Raw genomic sequence first — 17,651 nt, forward strand, 5'->3', positions numbered from 1 at the left:
CTAGGTCGTGCGCATGGACGTTGTGACCAAGGCGGAAGTCGACAAGGTTGAGCCGATCGCGCTCGACGCCAGGCCTATACGCCCGCGCGACGCCGCGACGCTGATCCTGCTCGACCGCAAGGGCGCCGAGTTCCTGGTGCTGATGGGCAGGCGCCACGCCCGTCACGCCTTCATGCCGGGGAAATTCGTCTTTCCCGGTGGCCGCACCGATCCGGCCGACAGCCGAATTCCCGTTGCCACAGCGCTGCACCCTGAGGAACAGGCGAGGCTGACCGCCGGCGTCGGCCGCACCAGCCCGGCCCGTGCCCGCGCCATCGCCCTGTCGGCGATTCGCGAGACCTATGAAGAAGCCGGCCTGCTGATCGGCCAGAAGGGCGCCTTCGCCACGACCAGGCGCGATTGGCAGGGTTTTGCCGAGCACGGCGTAAGACCGTCGCTGGAAGCGCTGCGCTTCATCGCGCGCGCCATCACGCCGCCAAACCGGGTGCGGCGCTTCGACACGCGCTTCTTCAGCGCCTGGCGCGAAGACGTCGCCGTGGAGCTGCCCGACGGCGGTCCGACCAACGAGCTGGAGGAACTGGTCTGGCTGCCGCTCGCCAAGGCCAGAGAAGCTGATGTGCCCGATATCACCAGGGCTATCCTGGAGGAGCTGGAAAAGCGGCTCGTCGACGATCCGCGGCTGCGCCCCGGTGGTTCCGTGCCGTTCTACCGGCTTGTCGGTAATCGCTTCGTTCGCGAAATTCTTTAGAGCATAGAGCATTCACATCCCATGACAGTCGATACCCAGCAAGAGGTCGAAGAACGCGTCCATTGGCTGCCGATGATCGCGGCGATCTCGTCGATCAGCGTCGTCGGCATCGCCATCGGCCTCGGCATGCCGCTGCTCAGCGTCATTCTCGAAACGCGTGGCCATTCGGCGTCGATGATCGGCTTCAACACCGCTGTCGCCGGCCTCGCCTCGATCGCCGGCGCACCGCTCGCCACCCCGCTGGCGATGCGGTTCGGCGTCGCCAGGACGATGCTCGCCATGATCGCCACCGGAGTGCTGGCCTTTGTCGGCTTCCATTTCGCACCGGACTTCTGGATGTGGTTTCCGCTGCGCGTCCTGCTGCACATCGCGCTGACGGTGCTTTTCATCCTGTCGGAATTCTGGATCAGCACATCGGCGCCGCCGCACCGGCGCGGTCTCGTCCTCGGCATCTACGCCACCGTGCTGTCGCTCGGCTTTGCCGCCGGGCCGTGGCTGTTCGCCCAACTCGGCAGCGCTGGCTTCCTGCCCTTCGGCGTCATCATGGCGCTGGTGACGCTGGCCGCCATTCCAGTTCTGGCGGCCCGCAACGAGAGCCCGACGATCGTCTCCAACGGCGAAACCAGCAACTTCCTGCGCTACATCTGGTTGGTGCCAACGGCGACCGCTGCGGTGCTGGTGTTCGGCGCGGTCGAGACCGGTGGCTTTGCGCTGTTTCCCGTCTATGGCAATCGTATCGGCTACTCCGAGGCCGATGCCGCCCTGCTGCTCACCATGATCGGCCTCGGCAACGTGCTGTTGCAGATCCCGCTCGGCATGATCAGCGACCGGGTCAGCGACCGCCGTTATCTGCTTCTGGCCTGTGCAACCATCGGGCTTGCCGGCACCATCTTCATGCCGCACTTCGCGCAGAACTGGCATCTAATGGCGGCGCTTCTGTTCGTCTGGGGCGGCGTCGTCGCGGCCATGTACACGATCGGCCTGGCCCATCTCGGCTCGCAGCTTTCCGGCCACGACCTGGCCTCGGCCAACGCTGCCTTCGTGCTCTGCTACGGTGTCGGCATGGTGCTCGGCCCGCAGGCGATCGGCATCGGCATGGACCTTTTCGGCCCCTCCGGTTTCGGCTGGGCGCTCGGCTTGTTCTTTGCCTTCTATATCGCGCTGGTCGGCGCCAGGCTCATCCGAAAAATCCTGTAAAAGACCCGATCGATGCTTCAGGTGGCGCAAGGCTGCTGACATAACCGTGTCAGCAGCACCTGAGTAGATTGTCAGCAACACGCCACGAATTTGAGGATGCCGCCATGATCGACTCCGGGTTTGAAACGAAATCGCTGCGGATGGAATTGCTGCTGCTTGTGACCTTCCAGGCGCCGGCTTCCGATGTCGACCGTATCATGGAAGCGGTGGTCGCGATCGCCCTGCTCACCACGGGCAAATACGACAGCAATGCCTACCAGTCGGCGCACGGCATCGAGCGCTACCGGGCGCTCGAAGGTGCTGCCGCCGGCGCCGAGACCGAATTGCGCAGACGGCATGGCACGGTGGAAGTGTCGTTCGAGCTGCCCGACGAGCAGGCGTTGGCCGCCCGCATCGTCGAGGCGATCTTCCAGGTCCACAGCTATCAGGAGCCGGTGATCCGCATCCAGCCGATCCTCGCCAGCCGCTCCAAGGGATTGGACGACCGCTCGAACCCGAACCGCTGGTGGAACACCACGGGAGACTGGAAGAAGGCCGCTCCAGTTAAAGAAGATGCGTAGAGTCGGAACGCGGCCGGATGAGGGGTGCTCCGGTTTGGCACCGACAGCACTCCGTCCAATACCCCTCTTCCGTATCGGCGCTACGCCCCGATCCACCTTCTCCCACAACAAGGGGAGAAGGAAGAGGCCGGCTCACAGGGTTGACTTTCCGGGTGCGTTGTTTATGTGTCGCGCCAAGTTTCCCGCGTCCGGGTGGTTTTCCCGTGCTCCAGCGGCCAAGACTCCACGAACATAATGGACTGATACAATGGCCAAAGCCGCAAACATCAAGATCAAGCTTCTGTCGACCGCCGACACCGGTTTCTTCTACGTGACCAGCAAGAACAGCCGCACCAAGACCGACAAGCTGTCGTTCCGCAAATACGATCCGGTCGCCAAGAAGCACGTCGAGTTCAAGGAAACCAAGATCAAGTAATCTGCTTTCCTGCTTAGACAAAAACGCCGCCCCGTGGGCGGCTTTTTTGTTTTCAAAGCTCGAAAAGTCCAGAATTTCCAATGCTTGGCGCAGAGACTTGATGTCATTTTGAGAATGGGGGCCGGCCGGCGTTTGGCAGCGGTACGAGGAGGCCACTATGTGCCAGCGCCGGCCGGCCGACCCCACGGACCCAGGAGATGCGGCGGACCTGAATCATGGGGTATTCTTCGGATCGATCCGGCGATCTACCCTCGCGCCGGTCCCGTCATCGGCCTGCACATTTGCGCAACAGCCTGCGAAAATCAACAATTTCTTAACCAAGCCCGGCGAATCGCTTGCGTTAAGGTAAATTCGTAACCCAGTCACATTGACAGGATAATCGGACTTTTACGCCGCCTTGGCGACGACCCGGTTGCGGCCGGCGCTCTTGGCTTCGTAGAGCGCGAGGTCGGCCCGCTTCATTAGCCCGGCAACCGAGTCGACACCCTTCAGCACCGACGACACGCCGACGCTGACGGTAACCTCGATCGTCTTGCCGTCCTGACCGACGGCAAACGGCATCTGGGCGATTTCGGCGCGAATCCGCTCCGCGACCTTTTCGGCGACGGCGCCGTCCGTGTCCGGCATCACCACGACGAACTCCTCGCCACCGAAGCGGCAGGCGAGATCGATGCCGCGCACATTCTTGCGCAGCCGCCGCGCGAATTCGCGCAGCACCTCGTCGCCGCCGTCATGGCCATGCGTGTCGTTGACGATCTTGAAGCGGTCGAGATCGGTGATCATCACCGACAGCGGCCGCCGCCGCGCCACGGCGCGGTCGAACAGTGTTTGCAGATGGCTGTCGAGGTAACGGCGATTGTGCAATCCCGTCAGCGGGTCGGTCACCGCCATCTCGATGGTCTGGGTGACGCTGGCGCGCAACTGGTCGTTGTAGCGCTTGCGGCGCACCTGCGTGCGCAGCCGCGCGGTCAATTCATGCTGGTCGATCGGACGCATCAGATAATCGTTGATGCCAAGCTCGAGGCCGCGGACGATGCGTCCCTCCTCACCCTGCTCCGCCAGAAGGATGATCGGCACGAAACGGGTGCGATCGAGCGAACGCAGTTGCGAGCAGAGCCTGAGCGGATCGAAATCGGCAAAACCCGTCGAGATCATCACGCATTCATAGGGCGTCTCGGCGGCCTGGAAGAAGCCGGCATGCGGATCGGTGGCGATGTCCAGGTCGGCACTGCTGCGCAGCATCTTCTGGACGCGCTCAATGGAGGATTTGCGCTCGTCGATCAGCAGAACCTTCGGCGTGGTGTCCGCGGACGCGAAGTTGCGGCTCAACAGCTCCTCGATGCCGATATTGCGCGTGGTCGAGGCGCGCAGGCGCAGCTCATCGGTCAAAGTCTTCAGCCGGACCAGGCTTTTGACGCGGGTCATCAATTGCAGATCGTTGACCGGCTTGGTCAGAAAATCGTCCGCACCGGCCTCGAGGCCGCGCACCCGGTCCGAAACCTGGTCGAGCGCGGTGATCATGACAACCGGGATGTGCGACGTCGCCGGATCGCTCTTCAGCCGGCGGCAGACTTCGAACCCGTCCATGTCAGGCATCATCACGTCGAGCAATACGACATCGACCTTGCCGTTTTCACAGGTCTCGATCGCGTCCGGCCCGTTGGTGGCGGTCAGCACCTCGAAATATTCGGCAAGCAGCCGGACCTCGAGCAGCCTGACATTGGCAGGGATGTCGTCGACGACGAGGATCCGTGCAGTCATCTCATAAAGCTCCGGCTCGGCTGGAAGGGCGCATCAGGCGTCGCCCAGGTAGGATTTGATGGTTTCGATGAAACGCGGCACCGAGATCGGCTTGGAAATATAGGCTTCGCAGCCACCCTGGCGGATACGCTCCTCATCGCCTTTCATCGCGAATGCGGTGACGGCAATGACCGGGATGACATGGAGGTCGTCGTCCTCCTTCAGCCATTTGGTCACTTCCAGCCCCGACACTTCGGGCAGCTGGATGTCCATCAAAATGAGGTCCGGCTTGTGCAGTCGCGCCAGATCCAGCGCTTCCAGACCGTTGCGCGTGCGTACCGTCTCGTAACCGCTCGCTTCAATGAGGTCGCGAAAGAGCTTCATGTTGAGCTCGTTGTCCTCGACGATCATGACCTTCTTAGGCATCAAATTCCCGTCCCGGCCTGCCTTCCGCTCGAAGGATGCCGCCATGCGCCCTCGCCGGTACGCACCAAACCCTGCTCAACTCTACCGCGAGATAATTGACGAAACGGAAACCGGCTGCCGGAAAAGCTTCGGATTTCACCGCGAACTCCGCATTGCAGAGACAGATGGCTTGCCGCAGGCGACGCTTGCGATTACTGCCAAAAACAGACTCATTCAACCCAGAAGAAGGTAGTGATGGCAAACCCAGGGTCAATGCGCGAGGAAGCGGAAACCATTGCCGTGAAGGCATTGGGCTTCGTCGCCGCCGATCCGGAACTTCTGCCCCGCTTCCTGGCGATCACCGGCATCGAGGCGCATTCGATCCGCCAGGCCGCCGGCGAGCCGGGATTCCTGGCCGGCGTGCTGCAATTCATCCTCGCCCACGAGCCGACGCTCATGCGGTTCGCGGCGGAAACCGGCACGCCGCCGGCTTCCGTCGGCAAGGCGCTGCGGGCGCTGCCGCTGGGCGACGACGACCATGAGCATTCGATATAAGCGACGATCGGATCGCGAAAACGCCTACGGCGTCGCTTCTTCTTCGCCGTCGTCGCCTTCATCATTCCCAACCGGATCGGCCGGCTTCACCATGACACCATTGACGCTGACCGAACCGTCCGGCTTGCCGTTGACGACCCATTCGATGCGGCCGTCCGGCAGCGTCTTGCCGAATCCCTTGATCGCAAGCGCCACCGGCACATATTGCGCGGCTTCCGGCTCCGACTTCGCTGCCGCCTGCAGGCTTTCCACGATCCTGTCATAGCCTGCGATATCGATGGTCACATTGGCCTCCGGCTTCATGCCGGCGAACGTCATCTCGCCTTCCATCGCGATTTCCATATCGCCGTTTTTCACCGTGCTGTGGCCGATGACAAATTTCGGCATCTTGGCCATGAAATCAGCGGTCAAGGTATCGCCGAAGTCGGCCGGCAGCGGTGGATTCTTGTTCAGATCAAAGGCTTCGATCGCCTTCTTCGCCATGCTGTCGAGATCGATATTCGCGCCGCCGAAACTCAGATTGACATCGGTCGGCAGCAGCGCCGTGCTCCAGGCGGGCGCGAGATTGTTAGGGATCTTCAGTCCCGCGGCCCTGATCGAGTAGTTGATTGCTCCGTTCTGGGCGATGCCGTCGGTCCCGAAGCCTGTGTCCAGCTCAGTCGCCCCGAAAAGCCCGACCGGGCTTTCGACGGTAAGATCCTTGAACCCGTAGGTTCCGTCGATCCGCTCCCACAGAGGCAGCGCGGCGAGCAGGAGCGATTTGAGCTGCGCCTGGTTGGCCTTCAGTCTGGCCTCGTCTTCATTGGCGACGGCAAATGCCAGCAGATCGAGAAGCGGCCTGGTCCGCACGCCTTTGCCGGTCGCGTTCACCGACAGGTTTGGCGATTTGATCGTGAGCGGGAATTTCAGCCCGCTCTTGGGATCGTCAAAGTCGAGCGCTTCGGCGAAATCGGCGAGCGTCTGCGTCGCGGTGAAATCGACGCCGCCATTCGCAGCTTTGCTTGCGTTCATGGTGGCCGTACCGGCGCCGGTGCTCACCTTGGCGCGCTGCACGGCGTCCCGGGAATTCATCGTCATCCCGGCTATCGACTGTGTGGCGCTGGTGAAAGCCGCCAGTTCGGGATCGTAGACGCCGGAAAACTTGCCGTCTGTAATCGAGAACTGCATGCTTTGCGGGCCCTCTGGCCCCTTGAACTCGAAGGACCCGCTTTGCGACACGTCCGCCGAGACGCTCCATGTCCCGTTGCTGCCTGGCTTGACGAGCAATGCGTAGGGGCTGAAGTCGAACTTGAAGGAATTCTGCGCCGCCAGCAGGTCCACGACAGGTTTGAAATCGACGGCGAGTTTGTAGGCGTCGCCTTCCACCGAAACCTTCAGGAAACCGCTGTCGATCGCCTTGCTGCCGAAATAGCGGGACAGATTTTCGGAGAGCTGCTTGGCACCCTCGCCGTCGACGGTCTGGCCGAAGGCAGGCGCGCTGAGCGCGAGGACAAAGACGGCCGGCAGAACACGATTCACGCAGAATCTCCGTTGCTGTTTCTGTGGTAAAAACTCCAGCCGCAACCGTAATCGGAAACCGTCGGGGTGCAATCCCCTCGTTGGGGCTGGAAGCCGGTCTATAACCAGCCTTCGCCCTCCGCGCTATCCTCCGGCATCGACAGTGGAGCTTCAGGTCGCCTTCTTCGACGTGACGAGGCAAGCGGCACTGGCATTGAGCAGGCCCCAGCCGAAGACGTCGTCCTTGCCCGGCGCGCCGAGATCTTCCGCCGACTTGCCGAGCGCGTCTTGAATGTCGGCTGCGGTGGCGTTGCCGTTTGCAGATTTCATCAAGGCAGCGGCTGCGGTGACGAAGGGCGCCGCGAAGGAGGTGCCGGTCTTCGGCCGTGCGCCGCGGACCGACGCGGCCGTCCACACTTGGACGCCGGGAGCGGCCAGGTCGATATGCTCGCCGCGGCCGGCGCGCCTGTAGGGGCGTTTCATGCGGTCGACCGCCGTCACCGCGATCACTTCAGCATAGGCCGCCGGATAGGCAGGCCCGGCTTTTGGGCCGCCATTGCCGGCGGCGGCGACGATCACCATGCCGCGTTCGGAGAGTCTTCGGACAACCTGCTCGAGAAGCGCATTCGCAGGTCCCGACAGGCTCATATTCGTCACCTGCACGCCGCGCGCCGAAAGAAGGTCGAGCGCGCGAAGCAGATCGTAGGCGTCCGAGCGGTCATCCTGGCGATCGCCCCGATGAAACGCATCGACCGCGATGAGCCTGGCGTGCGGCAGCAGGCCGGGAGTACGGCTGTCGGCGCCGCCGACAAGCAGGGCCGCGACGGCGGTACCGTGCTGGCGGCCGGACTCGGGAACGCCGTCGTCCGACAGGCGAAGAACTTCGACCCGGCCTTTCGAGAAGGCGTCATGCGCAGGATTGATCGCGGTGTCGATAAGGCCGATCGTGACAATGCCACCGCAGCCGGCTGGCAGTCCGCTACCGGCCGGCCAGCCGATCAGGCCCGCGGCGGCGCAGTGCGGCCCGGCACATTCGGCTTCTTGTCCGGGCCGGTAGTAATGCACGAAATCTGCCGTCGACTGCGGAGCGGCATCGATGACAAGATCGCGCGCAGCCTCCAGCGGCATGTTGGGTGGAATGCGCAACCGAATCAGCTCCGATCCAAGAAGCTGAATGGCGGCACGGTCCAGTACGGTGAAGCCGGTTGCCTGAAGCCGACCGATCTCAGCCGAACTCAGCCCGGTCGCCACGATCTGGTCCGGTGCCCGAGACGGCAAAGGGGCGGCTGGCCGTTGCGCACGCCTGCCGCCGCGCCTTGGCGGGCGCGGAAGAAACCGATCCGTCAGCGCGCGAAACAGGTTCGGTCCGGTCGATCGGCGGGGCGTCGTTCGCGACCCACCAGGCGAAGCGCCGGACCGACTACCGTCATCACCGCCGCCATCGTCGCCGCCATCGTCACCGCCACCGTCGTCATCGGCCAACGCCGATCTTGGTCCGAACTCGCCGAGCGCCAGCTGGCCGCCCGGCGCCTGAGGATCGACGAGCAATGCGACGGCGACCCAGAAAAGCAGCAGGGCTTTTGGTCTCAACCAGGAGGTGGCGCGCATGGTCTCCCTCACATTTCCGGCCGTCGCCGATTTTCAACATCGCGAGGCTAGCGGAGCTGTCCGGCAATAAGCTAGCCTTGCGAGGAACGGGCGCGGGGCCGCTTTATTCCAGAACCTGGGGCAACATGCCGGAAAAAGCCGACCGCGTCCAAGATCAGCTTGTCGCTTTTCTGCCGAATCTGCGCCGGTTCGCGATTGCGCTGTGCCGGTCCCGCGACATCGCGGACGATCTTGTCCAGCGCGCCTGTGAACGGGCGCTCGCCAACGAGCAGCGTTTCGAGCCAGGGACGCGCTTCGACGCGTGGATGTTCAAGATCCTGCGAAATCTGTGGATCGACGACATCCGCAAGCGCAAGGTCGCCGGCCCGCAGGACGATATCGACGGGCGCCATGACATCGCCGGCGTTTCCGGTGAGCGCGAGATGGAGGCGCGGCTGGCGCTGAACAGCGTGGCGCAAGCCATAGGCGATCTCGCCGCCGACCAGCGCGACGTGCTGCTTCTGGTCTGTGTCGAAGACCTCTCCTACAAGGAGGCCGCGGAAGTCCTTGCCGTGCCGATCGGGACGGTGATGAGCAGGCTGGCCCGGGCGAGGAGGAATCTGGCGGAGGCGACTGGAATATCTTCGGCGCCCACCCGTTCTCCGGTCACAAAAGGGGCTGCAAAATGACCGAAGAGACTTTTTCGGACGAAATCCTGATGCGGTTCGCCGACGGTGAGCTTGATCCGGACATGGTCGCCAGGATCGAGCAGGCGATGGAAACGGACGACCGTCTGGTGGCCAGGATTGCTGTGTTCATCGAAACCAGAGCGCAGGCGCAGGCCGCGCTGAAGCCGCTGCTCGACGAGCCGGTTCCCGAAAAACTTGTCGCGGCCGTCGAGCAGATGATCGAGGCCAGGCGTGCCGGCGAGAAAGCGGCGACGGCATCGATACTGCCCTTCGGCAACAGGCGCTTGGCAGGGCCTGCTTCGAGGTCTCGATGGATGCTGCCAATTGCCGCCTCTCTCGCGGCGGCAATTGGCGGCGGGCTCGCCGGCTATTGGGCAGCAGGCAGCAACGAACGCACGCAGGGCGGCTTGTGGGTTGCCGGCGTCATCAGGCCGGGCCTGGCCCAGGCCCTTGAAACGGTCGAGTCCGGCAAGGAGATCAAGCTCGCCGGGATCAGCGACCGGTTCCGGGCCATCGCTACGTTCCGTAACGATTCGCAGGATTTGTGCCGCGAGTTCGAGGTCGACTCGCAGGACCGCTCCACGGTGATGTCGGTCGCCTGCCGTTCCGGCGACGAATGGCGCGTCAGCTTCGCGGTCGTGGCGCCGGGCGACGCCGGAGGCTATGCCCCGGCCTCGTCGACCGAAGCCCTCGACGCCTATCTTTCGGCGATCGAAGCAGGCGCTCCGATGTCAGCCGAGGAGGAAGTCAAGGCGCTGGACGAGATCCGTCAAAAGGACCGGAAGTGAAACTGCTACGGCCCGGCTGCTCTGACCCCGCTTGCTCTGGCCCGGCTTGCTCTGAAATGGAATCCAACTTTCTTTGAATGGAATAAAGCCGGCGATCGCCCGTTACTCCGCCGGGCCGCAACTGCCGGTCCGGTCTGAAACAAGGAGTAACTACCATGACAAGACACTGGAAGCTCAAGTCGACACTGGTCGCAGGAATGGCAGCGCTCGCGAGCACCACGGCGCAGGCGAAGGAGTCTCCCGCGGGAGCGCCGGAAACCGAGCGTCCGCCGGCGGCAATGTCCAGCCAAAGCGACGGTTCCTTCATCGTCGCTGGCAACAGCTCTTCAAATTCGAGCTCCAATTCGTCGTCCAACGGTTCGTCGAATTCCAGCTCTAATTCGTCGAGCAATTCGAATTCGAACTCCAGTTCCAATTCCTCGAGCAACTCGAATTCGAACTCATCGTCGAACAGTTCCTCCAACTCGAACTCGAACGGTTCGGATCGCGGCTGGTCGCGCAACTGGCGGCGTTGACATCGGCCGGACGATAGAGCGGCGGCGCGCTTCGACCCGCCGCTTTGGCAATCGACCGAGAAACGGGGGCCAGCGGGCTCCCGTTTCGCATTCGCTGGCGATTGGCGCAGAACCTGTGATGGCGGAGCGAGGCGCCCCCCTCTGTCCTGCCGGACATCTCCCCCACTTGGGGGGAGATCGGCGGCTTCGGCGACGGCGCCAATTTTTTCAACGTTGAAAATTGGCGAAAGCCGAGGGGAGCCAATCTCCCCCCAAGTGAGGGAGATGTCCGGCAGGACAGAGGGGGGCGCGAAGGATCACTGCAGATCAGCATTAGGGGTCTGCGCCGCTTCGCTTCGCGCCCCTGGCCAATCCACAAGGAAACGGGGCCTAGCGGCCCCGTTTTCGTATTCTTCTCCAGAAAAAGTCTAGCGGGCCGCGCGGGCCCATTTGCGATACCAGCCTTCGCTTGCAATCGTGTTGCGGTAGACCTTTTCGCGCTCGGTCGCCTCGGCTCCGGTCTCCGCCTGGATCTCGGCCTTGAGCGCCGCATCTTCGCGGCGAAACGGTATGACCTGGACCAGCGGCGTTCCCTTTTCGATGACGTAGAGGCCATCCGGCGCCGTCGCAAAGAACGGAAAATGGATGTGGGCTGTATAGGTGTCGGTATCGACGATGCCGGCGACGCATTCGAAAGGCTGAGCCGGCCGATTGAGCGGCGGCAGGAACAGACAACTCCAGCCCGGCGGGGTACGGATCGACCAGTAATTGTGAAACTTGCATGGCGGTGCCGGTTCCTTCGGATTGCCGGCGACCTGATGCGCGCCATGATTGCTCACCATCACCCTGTCGAACTCCCAGCCGGCATCGACGGCGCTGCCGCCATCCTTGACCTCAAGGCGGACTGTCGCCGCGATCGGCAGGATCCAGCCGGTTGTCATCGCGTCGAGAAACGGCATGCAGCGCTTGACGGTCAGGCCATTGTTGGTGGCCGAGGCTTGCTGCGCATCGACCGGCGGCAGTTTGCGGAACCAGTCCGGCAGGACCGTCTTGGCCGCCACTGGCGGCGCGATGACGCCATGATCTTCCGGCCGACAGGCAAACCGGATCGAGCGAGAGGTCTTCTGAGAAGTCTGGGAAAAATGAAACATCGATGGCCTCCATGGAAAAATCCGAGGAGGAACGGGCCGCAGCCGGATTTATTCCCGGATGGGCGTCTGATATGCAGGCCGACTACGATAGTTCGGTCGCCGCGGCGCGCACAGCAGCGTTGACTAAAGCACCAATCGCATCAGCGGCCGGCCCGCCTTGCGCTCGACCAGCCTCTCGAAACCGGCTTTCTCGAAGACCCGCGACGAGCCGACGAACAGCCCGATCGAACGCGAATCTTTCGACAGGTCGATCGGACATGCCTCGACCAGCCGAGCGCCATTCTGGCGAGCAAATTCGATGCCGCCTTCGACCAGCCGGTGCGTCACGCCCCGGCCGCGCGCCTTGACGCGGATGAAGAAGCAGGAAATCGCCCAGACGCCCGGATCGGTGGCGTCGGCGGGATCGACCGGCGCCGACCCCCTGCCCTTGTTGTTCCATTCGGGCACGTCGGCGCGCGGGCCGATCTGCATCCAGCCGACCGCCTTGCCATCCTCGAACGCCAGCAGGCCCGGTAGCGGCCCGGCCTCGATCCGCGCCTTGATGTGGTCCTTGTTGCGTTCCCCGTTTCTGGCGCGGCGCGCTGCCGGCGACAGCCGGAAATGTGTGCACCAGCAGCCGTAGCAGGCGCCCTGCTTACCGAAAAGATCTTCAAAATCCGCCCAAAGCTCGGGCACCAGCGGCGCTATGGTCGTATTCACGAACTCTCTCCCGGCCCACCGCCTTGTCGTGGCGTCCGTCCTGACGTACCATTGCTTTTGTTCTCTTTATGTTCGCAGCGATGGCGGTTCCTGTCAACAATCCCGATCACGGTTTTTGCCGCGACTGCCTGACCTTTCAGCGCGGTGAGGCACGGCGCTGTGAGCGCTGTGGCAGTCCACGGCTGGCCCGCCATCCGGAGATCTATCGGCTGCATCTCGCCCATATCGATTGCGACGCGTTTTATGCGGCGGTCGAAAAGCGCGACAACCCGGCGCTGAAGGACCGGCCGTTGATCATCGGCGGCGGCAAGCGCGGCGTCGTCTCCACCGCTTGCTACATCGCCCGCATCCACGGGGTGCGCTCGGCGATGCCGATGTTCAAGGCGCTCGAAGCCTGTCCGGAAGCGGTCGTCATCCCGCCGGACATGGAAAAATATGGTCGCGTCGGCCGCGAGGTGCGCGCCATGATGCAGGCGCTGACGCCGCTGGTCGAGCCGATCTCCATCGACGAAGCGTTTCTGGACCTTTCCGGCACCGAGCGCCTGCATGGCCTGCCGCCGGCGGTGGTGCTGGCGCGCTTCGCGTTGGGTGTGGAGAAAGAGATCGGCATCACCGTTTCATCAGGCCTTTCCTACTGCAAGTTCCTGGCCAAGGTGGCGTCGGACTTTCGCAAGCCGCGCGGCTTTTCGGTGATCGGCGAGGCCGAGGCGACCGGCTTTCTGGCCGAGCAGCCGGTGACGCTGATCTGGGGGGTGGGAAAAGCCTTCGCCGCCACGCTTGAACGCGACGGCATCCGCACCATCGGCCAGTTGCAGCGCATGGAGCGCGGCGACCTGATGCGCCGCTACGGCGTGATGGGCGACCGGCTGTACCATCTTTCACGCGGCGAGGACGACCGCCGCGTCCACCCCGACCAGGATGCGAAAAGCGTCTCGGCGGAGACCACTTTCGACACCGACATCGCCTCCCCCGAGCAACTGGTTTCGGTGCTGAGAGCGCTGTCGGAAAAAGTCTCGGGGCGGCTGAAGAAATCCGGCATTGCCGGGCGCACCGTCGTGCTGAAGCTGAAGACGCAGGATTTCAAGACCCGCACGCGCAACCGGCAGCTCGGCGACCCGACACGGCTGGCTGACCGCATTTTCTCGACCGGGCTCGAGCTGCTGCGCAAGGAGGCGGACGGCACCCGATACCGGCTGCTCGGCATCGGCGTCAGCGACCTCTCGAATGACGAAAAAGCCGATCCGCCCGACCTCGTCGATATCCAGTCACGCAAGCGTGCCATGGCCGAAAGCGCCATCGACAGGTTGCGCGACAAGTTCGGCCGCAGGGCGGTGGAGACCGGCTACACCTTCGGCAAGGGCCGCAACGCCCACCCGTCAGAGCCGATCGAGGATTAGTTTAAGCATGACCCCGAACCGAATGTCCGCGCAAGCGAAAAGCGGATCCAGTTCTCGGAAAGACCACGCTCAAAACAAGACAAGGTAAAGCGGGCCGCTTCAGGTGCGTCGCAGATCGATCCGGCTGGTCGTCACGCGCTCGCCGGTTTTCGGGTCGACGTCGATAACGGTCAGCCGCATGCCGTCCTCGCCGTTCTTCTCGACGGTCATTTGCGCGGTGCGGTCGCCGTTGACCTCCTTCGCCCAGCGGATGCCGAGATTGATCGCATTGCCCGAGCGCCTGCCGCTGAGCTGCGCCGGTCCGGTGCGGGATCCGACATAGGTGCCGGTGTACTTCGTCCCGCTGGACTTCAGGTCGGCACTGATGGCGCGCGTCACCACGACGAGACCGCGGCAGGTGCCGTCCAGCGACAGTGAACTCGATGTCGCGTCGGAATTGAAGCGGCAGGAGACGTTCACCGTCGGCGCCTCGGTGGTTACCTTGACGGTGCCCTTGCCGGCAAAATTCCCCTCGAACGAGCGAAGAAAATCGGCCTCGTCGGCATGAGCCGCGCCGGCGGCAGCCGTCAGGCAGCCGGCGAGTGCAAATCGTGCACATGATTTCATTGGATCTCTCCCCTTGAATTGGCTGTTGGACCAACGCTCGCCGTGACGGCAGGTTCCGCCTTCGAGATGACCGTTTTGCAACACCTCGCTTCTGGCCCAGCCGAATGCGTCGACTAGCGGTTGCGGTGAAAGTCCCGGCTTGCGACATAGCGCGCATGGCACCCTCGCCCTCGATCCCCAAGGCTGCGTTCTGGATGGCGCTGTCGATCGCATCGTTTCTGACGATGTCGGTCGCCGGCCGCGCCACGACCGCCGAGCTCAACGTCTTCCAAGTGCTGGAGCTGCGCTCGGTGATCGGCCTGTTCATCCTCCTGCCGCTGGTGATGATGTCAGGCGGTTTTGCGGCAATGCGCAGCAAACGCCCCACCGCCCATATCGCCCGCAACGTCGTCCATTTTGTCGGCCAGGCGGCATGGCTCTACGCCTTGACATTGATCCCGCTGGCCGTGCTGATCTCCATCGAATTCACGACGCCGATCTGGACGGCCATTCTGGCGGTCGGCTTTCTTGGTGAAAGACTAAGCCGGCCAAGACTTGCGGCGATCGTGCTCGGGCTGATCGGTGTGCTGATCATCGTCCGTCCGGGCGTTGGCTCGGTCGATCCGGGACATGTTGTCGTGCTGGGTGCCGCGGTCTGCTTCGGCATATCCGTGGTCCTGGTCAAATCGCTGACGCGGACGGACAGCGTCGTGTCCATCATCTTTTGGATGCTGGTCATCCAGTCGGTGCTCGGGCTGATCCCGGCGCTCTACGAATGGCGCAACCCGCCGCTCGAACTGTGGCCGTGGATCCTGCTGATCGCCTTCACCGGCATGTCGTCGCATTTCTGCATGGCGCGCGCACTCGCCTATGCCGACGCCACCGTCATCTCGCCGATGGACTTTTTGCGCGTGCCGCTGTCGGCGCTGATCGGCTGGCTGCTGTATCAGGAGCAGATCGACGCCTTCACCGCCGGGGGCGCCTTGCTGATCCTGCTGGGCAATCTGCTTAATCTGCAGAAAAAGGCGACCAAACCAGCGGAAGTGGCAGCGTCTTAGCATTTTGCAGCCAAACGTCTTCGTTTGGCGTCCGACAAAATGCGTTAAAGCAAAGAGCTACCGCGCGGTATTTGTTCCACAAAACCGCGCTTAGCCTCGCATTTCAGTCGCCTTCGTCGGGTATGTTGAGGAGATGCCCGCAGGCCTTGCAGTGGACGGCGTCGGCTTCATGCCGCTGAAGGCCGCATTGCGGGCACGGGAAGAAGACCTTGTTGGGACGGAAGAGCGCCTGTGCCAGCCTGACGAACAGCGATATGCCGATGATCATGGTAACGATGGCGGTGAGCTTGCCGGCTATCCCCGGCAGGACGATGTCGCCGAAGCCGGTCGTGGTCACCGTGGCGACGGTGAAATACAGCGCATCGACATAGCCTTCGAGACCGGCCCCGGTGCGGAAGAAGAAGGTGTAGACGAAACCGGTGACGACAAACAGGAATGTCAGGAGATTGATGACTGCATGGCTTGCCTCGCGCCATTTTTTGAGGCCGCGCATCTCGAAAAACCGCCACAGCGCGCCGCTGCGCGACAGCGACCACAGCCGCAATATGCGCAGAAAACCCAGATTGGCCAGCGCCGAAGGCAGCAGCAGCGTCAGCAGGATGAAGCCGTCGACCCACGACGTCGGCTGTTTCATCAGGCGCAGCATGTTGTTTGACGCCAGCAGCCGGGCAATCATGTCGGCGGCGACAAGCGCTGCCACTGAATAATCGAGCCAGAGGAACGAGGACGATTCCTGGATCACCGGTGTGGCGATGAAGAAGGCGATGATGGCAAGGTCGATGATAACAGCCGCCAGCTGAAACCGGAAAGCCGCAGGCGTGCGCCCGTGATAGAGTTTGCGCAATGTGTCGCGCAGCCGCGTCAAGGCTGAAAAATCCTGCACTCCGTCCCTTTCCGGCGCCTTCATGACAATTGCGATAACGCTCGCTGCGACAGCCGTCCAGTGGGCAGAGCAGAGGCAAGCCGCTGTGGCTTGAGTACATCCGCAGCGTTCCACACCCGGAAAGCAATCAGACCGGTTCGGCCTCGATGATGCTGATGCGAGGTCCGGCTTCAACGATATTCGCGACCCGAAAATCCGACGCGACAAGCAGCAACCTGAATTCTTCCGCCGTGCGCTCCTGCCCGCCCGGCATGACCAGCATGTTCAGATCGCCGAATTTTGCGACGGCGCCTTCATTGGGCGGCGCCAGAATGCTCTCGAGCACCAGCAGTTTGCCTTCTGGGCGAATCGCCCGGCGGCAGCTTTTCAGGATCCGGATGTTTGTGTCGTCGTCCCAGTCATGCAGGATCCATTTAAGCACAATCGCATCGGCTCCTTCGGGCACCGAGACGAAGAAATCGCCGGCGACGATGTCGCAGCGATCGGCCACAGCCGCGGCGTCGAAGACCGGGCCGGCCTTCGCCACGACCTGCGGCTGATCGAATAGAATGCCGCGCTGGCCGGGATTGCGGCGGAGGATTTCGGCAAGCAGCGCGCCCTGCCCGCCGCCTACATCCATAACGACAGAGAACTGCCGGAAGTCATAGGCCGCGAGCACCGCAGCGGCGACGCCACGCGACATGGCCGTCATCGCCCGGTCGAAAACGACGGACTCTTCCGGATGCTCCGCCCGGTATTCCCAAACGCCCTTGCCATAAGCGTGGCGAAAGGCGTTTTCGCCGGTGCTGACACTGTGCAGCAGATCGCTCCATGCCTGACGGAAATACGGCCGTCCGGCCAGAATTGCCCACGACGCGACCGAATGCTGAACGTCGGATCGCAACGCGCCGCCAACCGGGGTCAGCGAGAAGGACCGGTCTTTCGCTTCATGGAACACGCCGGCGGACGCAAGGGCGCGCAGCAGCCGGTAGAGCGCCTGCGGATGGGTATTGGTCAGCACGGCCAGTTCGCCGCTGCTGCGTTTTCCGTCCTTGAGATGGTCTGCAATGCCCAGCGTGGCGGCGACGCATATCGCCTGAGATACCTGGAACCCATTGACCATTTTCTGGAGTTCGGCAGCGGCATCCCGCTCATCCATGACGCACTCCCCCGGCCGCCAAAAGACCCAGGCCGCCGAGCCCACAATACCAGCGGCATCGTCAC

Annotated in this window: 19 protein-coding genes; 9 read left to right on the plus strand and 10 right to left on the minus strand. The window is 63.0% G+C overall.

Features of this window, described 5'->3' with window-relative positions; translation table 11 throughout:
* Positions 1-13: 13 nt before the first annotated feature.
* The 4 genes from AC0L2R_RS09355 to rpmG all read left to right on the plus strand — a co-directional run bounded on the left by AC0L2R_RS09355 (position 14) and on the right by rpmG (position 2,920).
* On the plus strand, positions 14-748 hold the full coding sequence (locus tag AC0L2R_RS09355) for an NUDIX hydrolase (protein ID WP_473508560.1): 735 nt from the start codon (positions 14-16) through the stop codon (positions 746-748).
* A 21-nt stretch (positions 749-769) separates the two neighbouring features.
* A complete protein-coding gene (locus tag AC0L2R_RS09360) occupies positions 770-1,945 on the plus strand; it encodes an MFS transporter (protein WP_023801086.1) in 1,176 nt (391 codons plus the stop codon).
* A 104-nt stretch (positions 1,946-2,049) separates the two neighbouring features.
* The gene (locus AC0L2R_RS09365; RefSeq protein ID WP_473508561.1) at positions 2,050-2,505 is read left to right on the plus strand and encodes a YqfO family protein; all 456 of its coding nucleotides are present in this window, start codon (positions 2,050-2,052) and stop codon (positions 2,503-2,505) included.
* Between the two features lie 247 nt (positions 2,506-2,752).
* The gene (gene rpmG, locus AC0L2R_RS09370) at positions 2,753-2,920 is read left to right on the plus strand and encodes a 50S ribosomal protein L33 (protein ID WP_006201775.1); all 168 of its coding nucleotides are present in this window, start codon (positions 2,753-2,755) and stop codon (positions 2,918-2,920) included.
* Positions 2,921-3,307: 387 nt separating this feature from the next.
* On the opposite strand, the gene AC0L2R_RS09375 is transcribed toward rpmG, so the two are convergent.
* Together AC0L2R_RS09375 and AC0L2R_RS09380 are read right to left on the minus strand one after the other, a co-directional pair.
* Positions 3,308-4,681: a PleD family two-component system response regulator gene (locus tag AC0L2R_RS09375; RefSeq protein WP_473508562.1), complete on the minus strand. Its 1,374-nt coding sequence runs from the start codon at positions 4,679-4,681 to the stop codon at positions 3,308-3,310.
* A gap of 33 nt (positions 4,682-4,714) precedes the next feature.
* A complete protein-coding gene (locus AC0L2R_RS09380; RefSeq protein ID WP_287247952.1) occupies positions 4,715-5,071 on the minus strand; it encodes a response regulator in 357 nt (118 codons plus the stop codon).
* 249 nt (positions 5,072-5,320) lie between these two features.
* On the opposite strand from AC0L2R_RS09380, the gene AC0L2R_RS09385 reads away from it, so the two are divergent.
* Positions 5,321-5,620 carry a DUF3572 domain-containing protein gene (locus AC0L2R_RS09385; RefSeq protein WP_027156292.1) on the plus strand — a complete coding sequence of 100 codons (300 nt, stop codon included), beginning with the start codon at positions 5,321-5,323 and terminating at the stop codon, positions 5,618-5,620.
* A 24-nt stretch (positions 5,621-5,644) separates the two neighbouring features.
* On the opposite strand, the gene AC0L2R_RS09390 is transcribed toward AC0L2R_RS09385, so the two are convergent.
* Both AC0L2R_RS09390 and AC0L2R_RS09395 read right to left on the minus strand, forming a co-directional pair.
* Complete coding sequence (locus AC0L2R_RS09390) at positions 5,645-7,138, minus strand: hypothetical protein (RefSeq protein ID WP_473508563.1); 1,494 nt, start codon at positions 7,136-7,138, stop codon at positions 5,645-5,647.
* A 150-nt stretch (positions 7,139-7,288) separates the two neighbouring features.
* Positions 7,289-8,725 carry a S8 family serine peptidase gene (locus AC0L2R_RS09395; RefSeq protein WP_473508564.1) on the minus strand — a complete coding sequence of 479 codons (1,437 nt, stop codon included), beginning with the start codon at positions 8,723-8,725 and terminating at the stop codon, positions 7,289-7,291.
* Between the two features lie 125 nt (positions 8,726-8,850).
* On the opposite strand from AC0L2R_RS09395, the gene AC0L2R_RS09400 reads away from it, so the two are divergent.
* Complete coding sequence (locus AC0L2R_RS09400) at positions 8,851-9,393, plus strand: RNA polymerase sigma factor (protein WP_473508565.1); 543 nt, start codon at positions 8,851-8,853, stop codon at positions 9,391-9,393.
* The gene (locus AC0L2R_RS09405) at positions 9,390-10,181 is read left to right on the plus strand and encodes an anti-sigma factor family protein (RefSeq protein WP_091593572.1); all 792 of its coding nucleotides are present in this window, start codon (positions 9,390-9,392) and stop codon (positions 10,179-10,181) included. Before AC0L2R_RS09400 ends, AC0L2R_RS09405 begins: the two co-directional genes overlap by 4 nt.
* On the opposite strand, the gene AC0L2R_RS09410 is transcribed toward AC0L2R_RS09405, so the two are convergent.
* The 3 genes from AC0L2R_RS09410 to AC0L2R_RS09420 all read right to left on the minus strand — a co-directional run bounded on the left by AC0L2R_RS09410 (position 10,141) and on the right by AC0L2R_RS09420 (position 12,525).
* A complete protein-coding gene (locus AC0L2R_RS09410; RefSeq protein WP_473508566.1) occupies positions 10,141-10,644 on the minus strand; it encodes a hypothetical protein in 504 nt (167 codons plus the stop codon). The two genes, AC0L2R_RS09405 and AC0L2R_RS09410, sit on opposite strands and share 41 nt — an antisense overlap.
* Before the next feature lie 459 nt (positions 10,645-11,103).
* The gene (locus AC0L2R_RS09415; protein WP_473508567.1) at positions 11,104-11,826 is read right to left on the minus strand and encodes a DUF6065 family protein; all 723 of its coding nucleotides are present in this window, start codon (positions 11,824-11,826) and stop codon (positions 11,104-11,106) included.
* Between the two features lie 123 nt (positions 11,827-11,949).
* The gene (locus AC0L2R_RS09420) at positions 11,950-12,525 is read right to left on the minus strand and encodes a GNAT family N-acetyltransferase (protein ID WP_473508568.1); all 576 of its coding nucleotides are present in this window, start codon (positions 12,523-12,525) and stop codon (positions 11,950-11,952) included.
* Positions 12,526-12,593: 68 nt separating this feature from the next.
* Between AC0L2R_RS09420 and AC0L2R_RS09425 the strand changes: the two genes are divergently transcribed.
* A complete protein-coding gene (locus tag AC0L2R_RS09425) occupies positions 12,594-13,922 on the plus strand; it encodes a DNA polymerase IV (protein WP_473508569.1) in 1,329 nt (442 codons plus the stop codon).
* A gap of 99 nt (positions 13,923-14,021) precedes the next feature.
* On the opposite strand, the gene AC0L2R_RS09430 is transcribed toward AC0L2R_RS09425, so the two are convergent.
* Positions 14,022-14,528, minus strand: a complete 507-nt coding sequence (locus AC0L2R_RS09430; RefSeq protein ID WP_473508570.1) for a hypothetical protein — start codon at positions 14,526-14,528, stop codon at positions 14,022-14,024.
* 155 nt (positions 14,529-14,683) lie between these two features.
* Here AC0L2R_RS09430 and AC0L2R_RS09435 point away from each other — a divergent pair, with 155 nt between their 5' ends.
* On the plus strand, positions 14,684-15,565 hold the full coding sequence (locus AC0L2R_RS09435; RefSeq protein WP_473508571.1) for a DMT family transporter: 882 nt from the start codon (positions 14,684-14,686) through the stop codon (positions 15,563-15,565).
* Between the two features lie 103 nt (positions 15,566-15,668).
* On the opposite strand, the gene AC0L2R_RS09440 is transcribed toward AC0L2R_RS09435, so the two are convergent.
* Positions 15,669-16,472, minus strand: a complete 804-nt coding sequence (locus AC0L2R_RS09440; protein ID WP_473508572.1) for a potassium channel family protein — start codon at positions 16,470-16,472, stop codon at positions 15,669-15,671.
* Between the two features lie 103 nt (positions 16,473-16,575).
* Positions 16,576-17,586 carry a methyltransferase gene (locus tag AC0L2R_RS09445; RefSeq protein ID WP_473508573.1) on the minus strand — a complete coding sequence of 337 codons (1,011 nt, stop codon included), beginning with the start codon at positions 17,584-17,586 and terminating at the stop codon, positions 16,576-16,578.
* Between the last annotated feature and the right edge of the window lie 65 nt (positions 17,587-17,651).

Source organism: Mesorhizobium sp. WSM4820 (assembly GCF_055811075.1).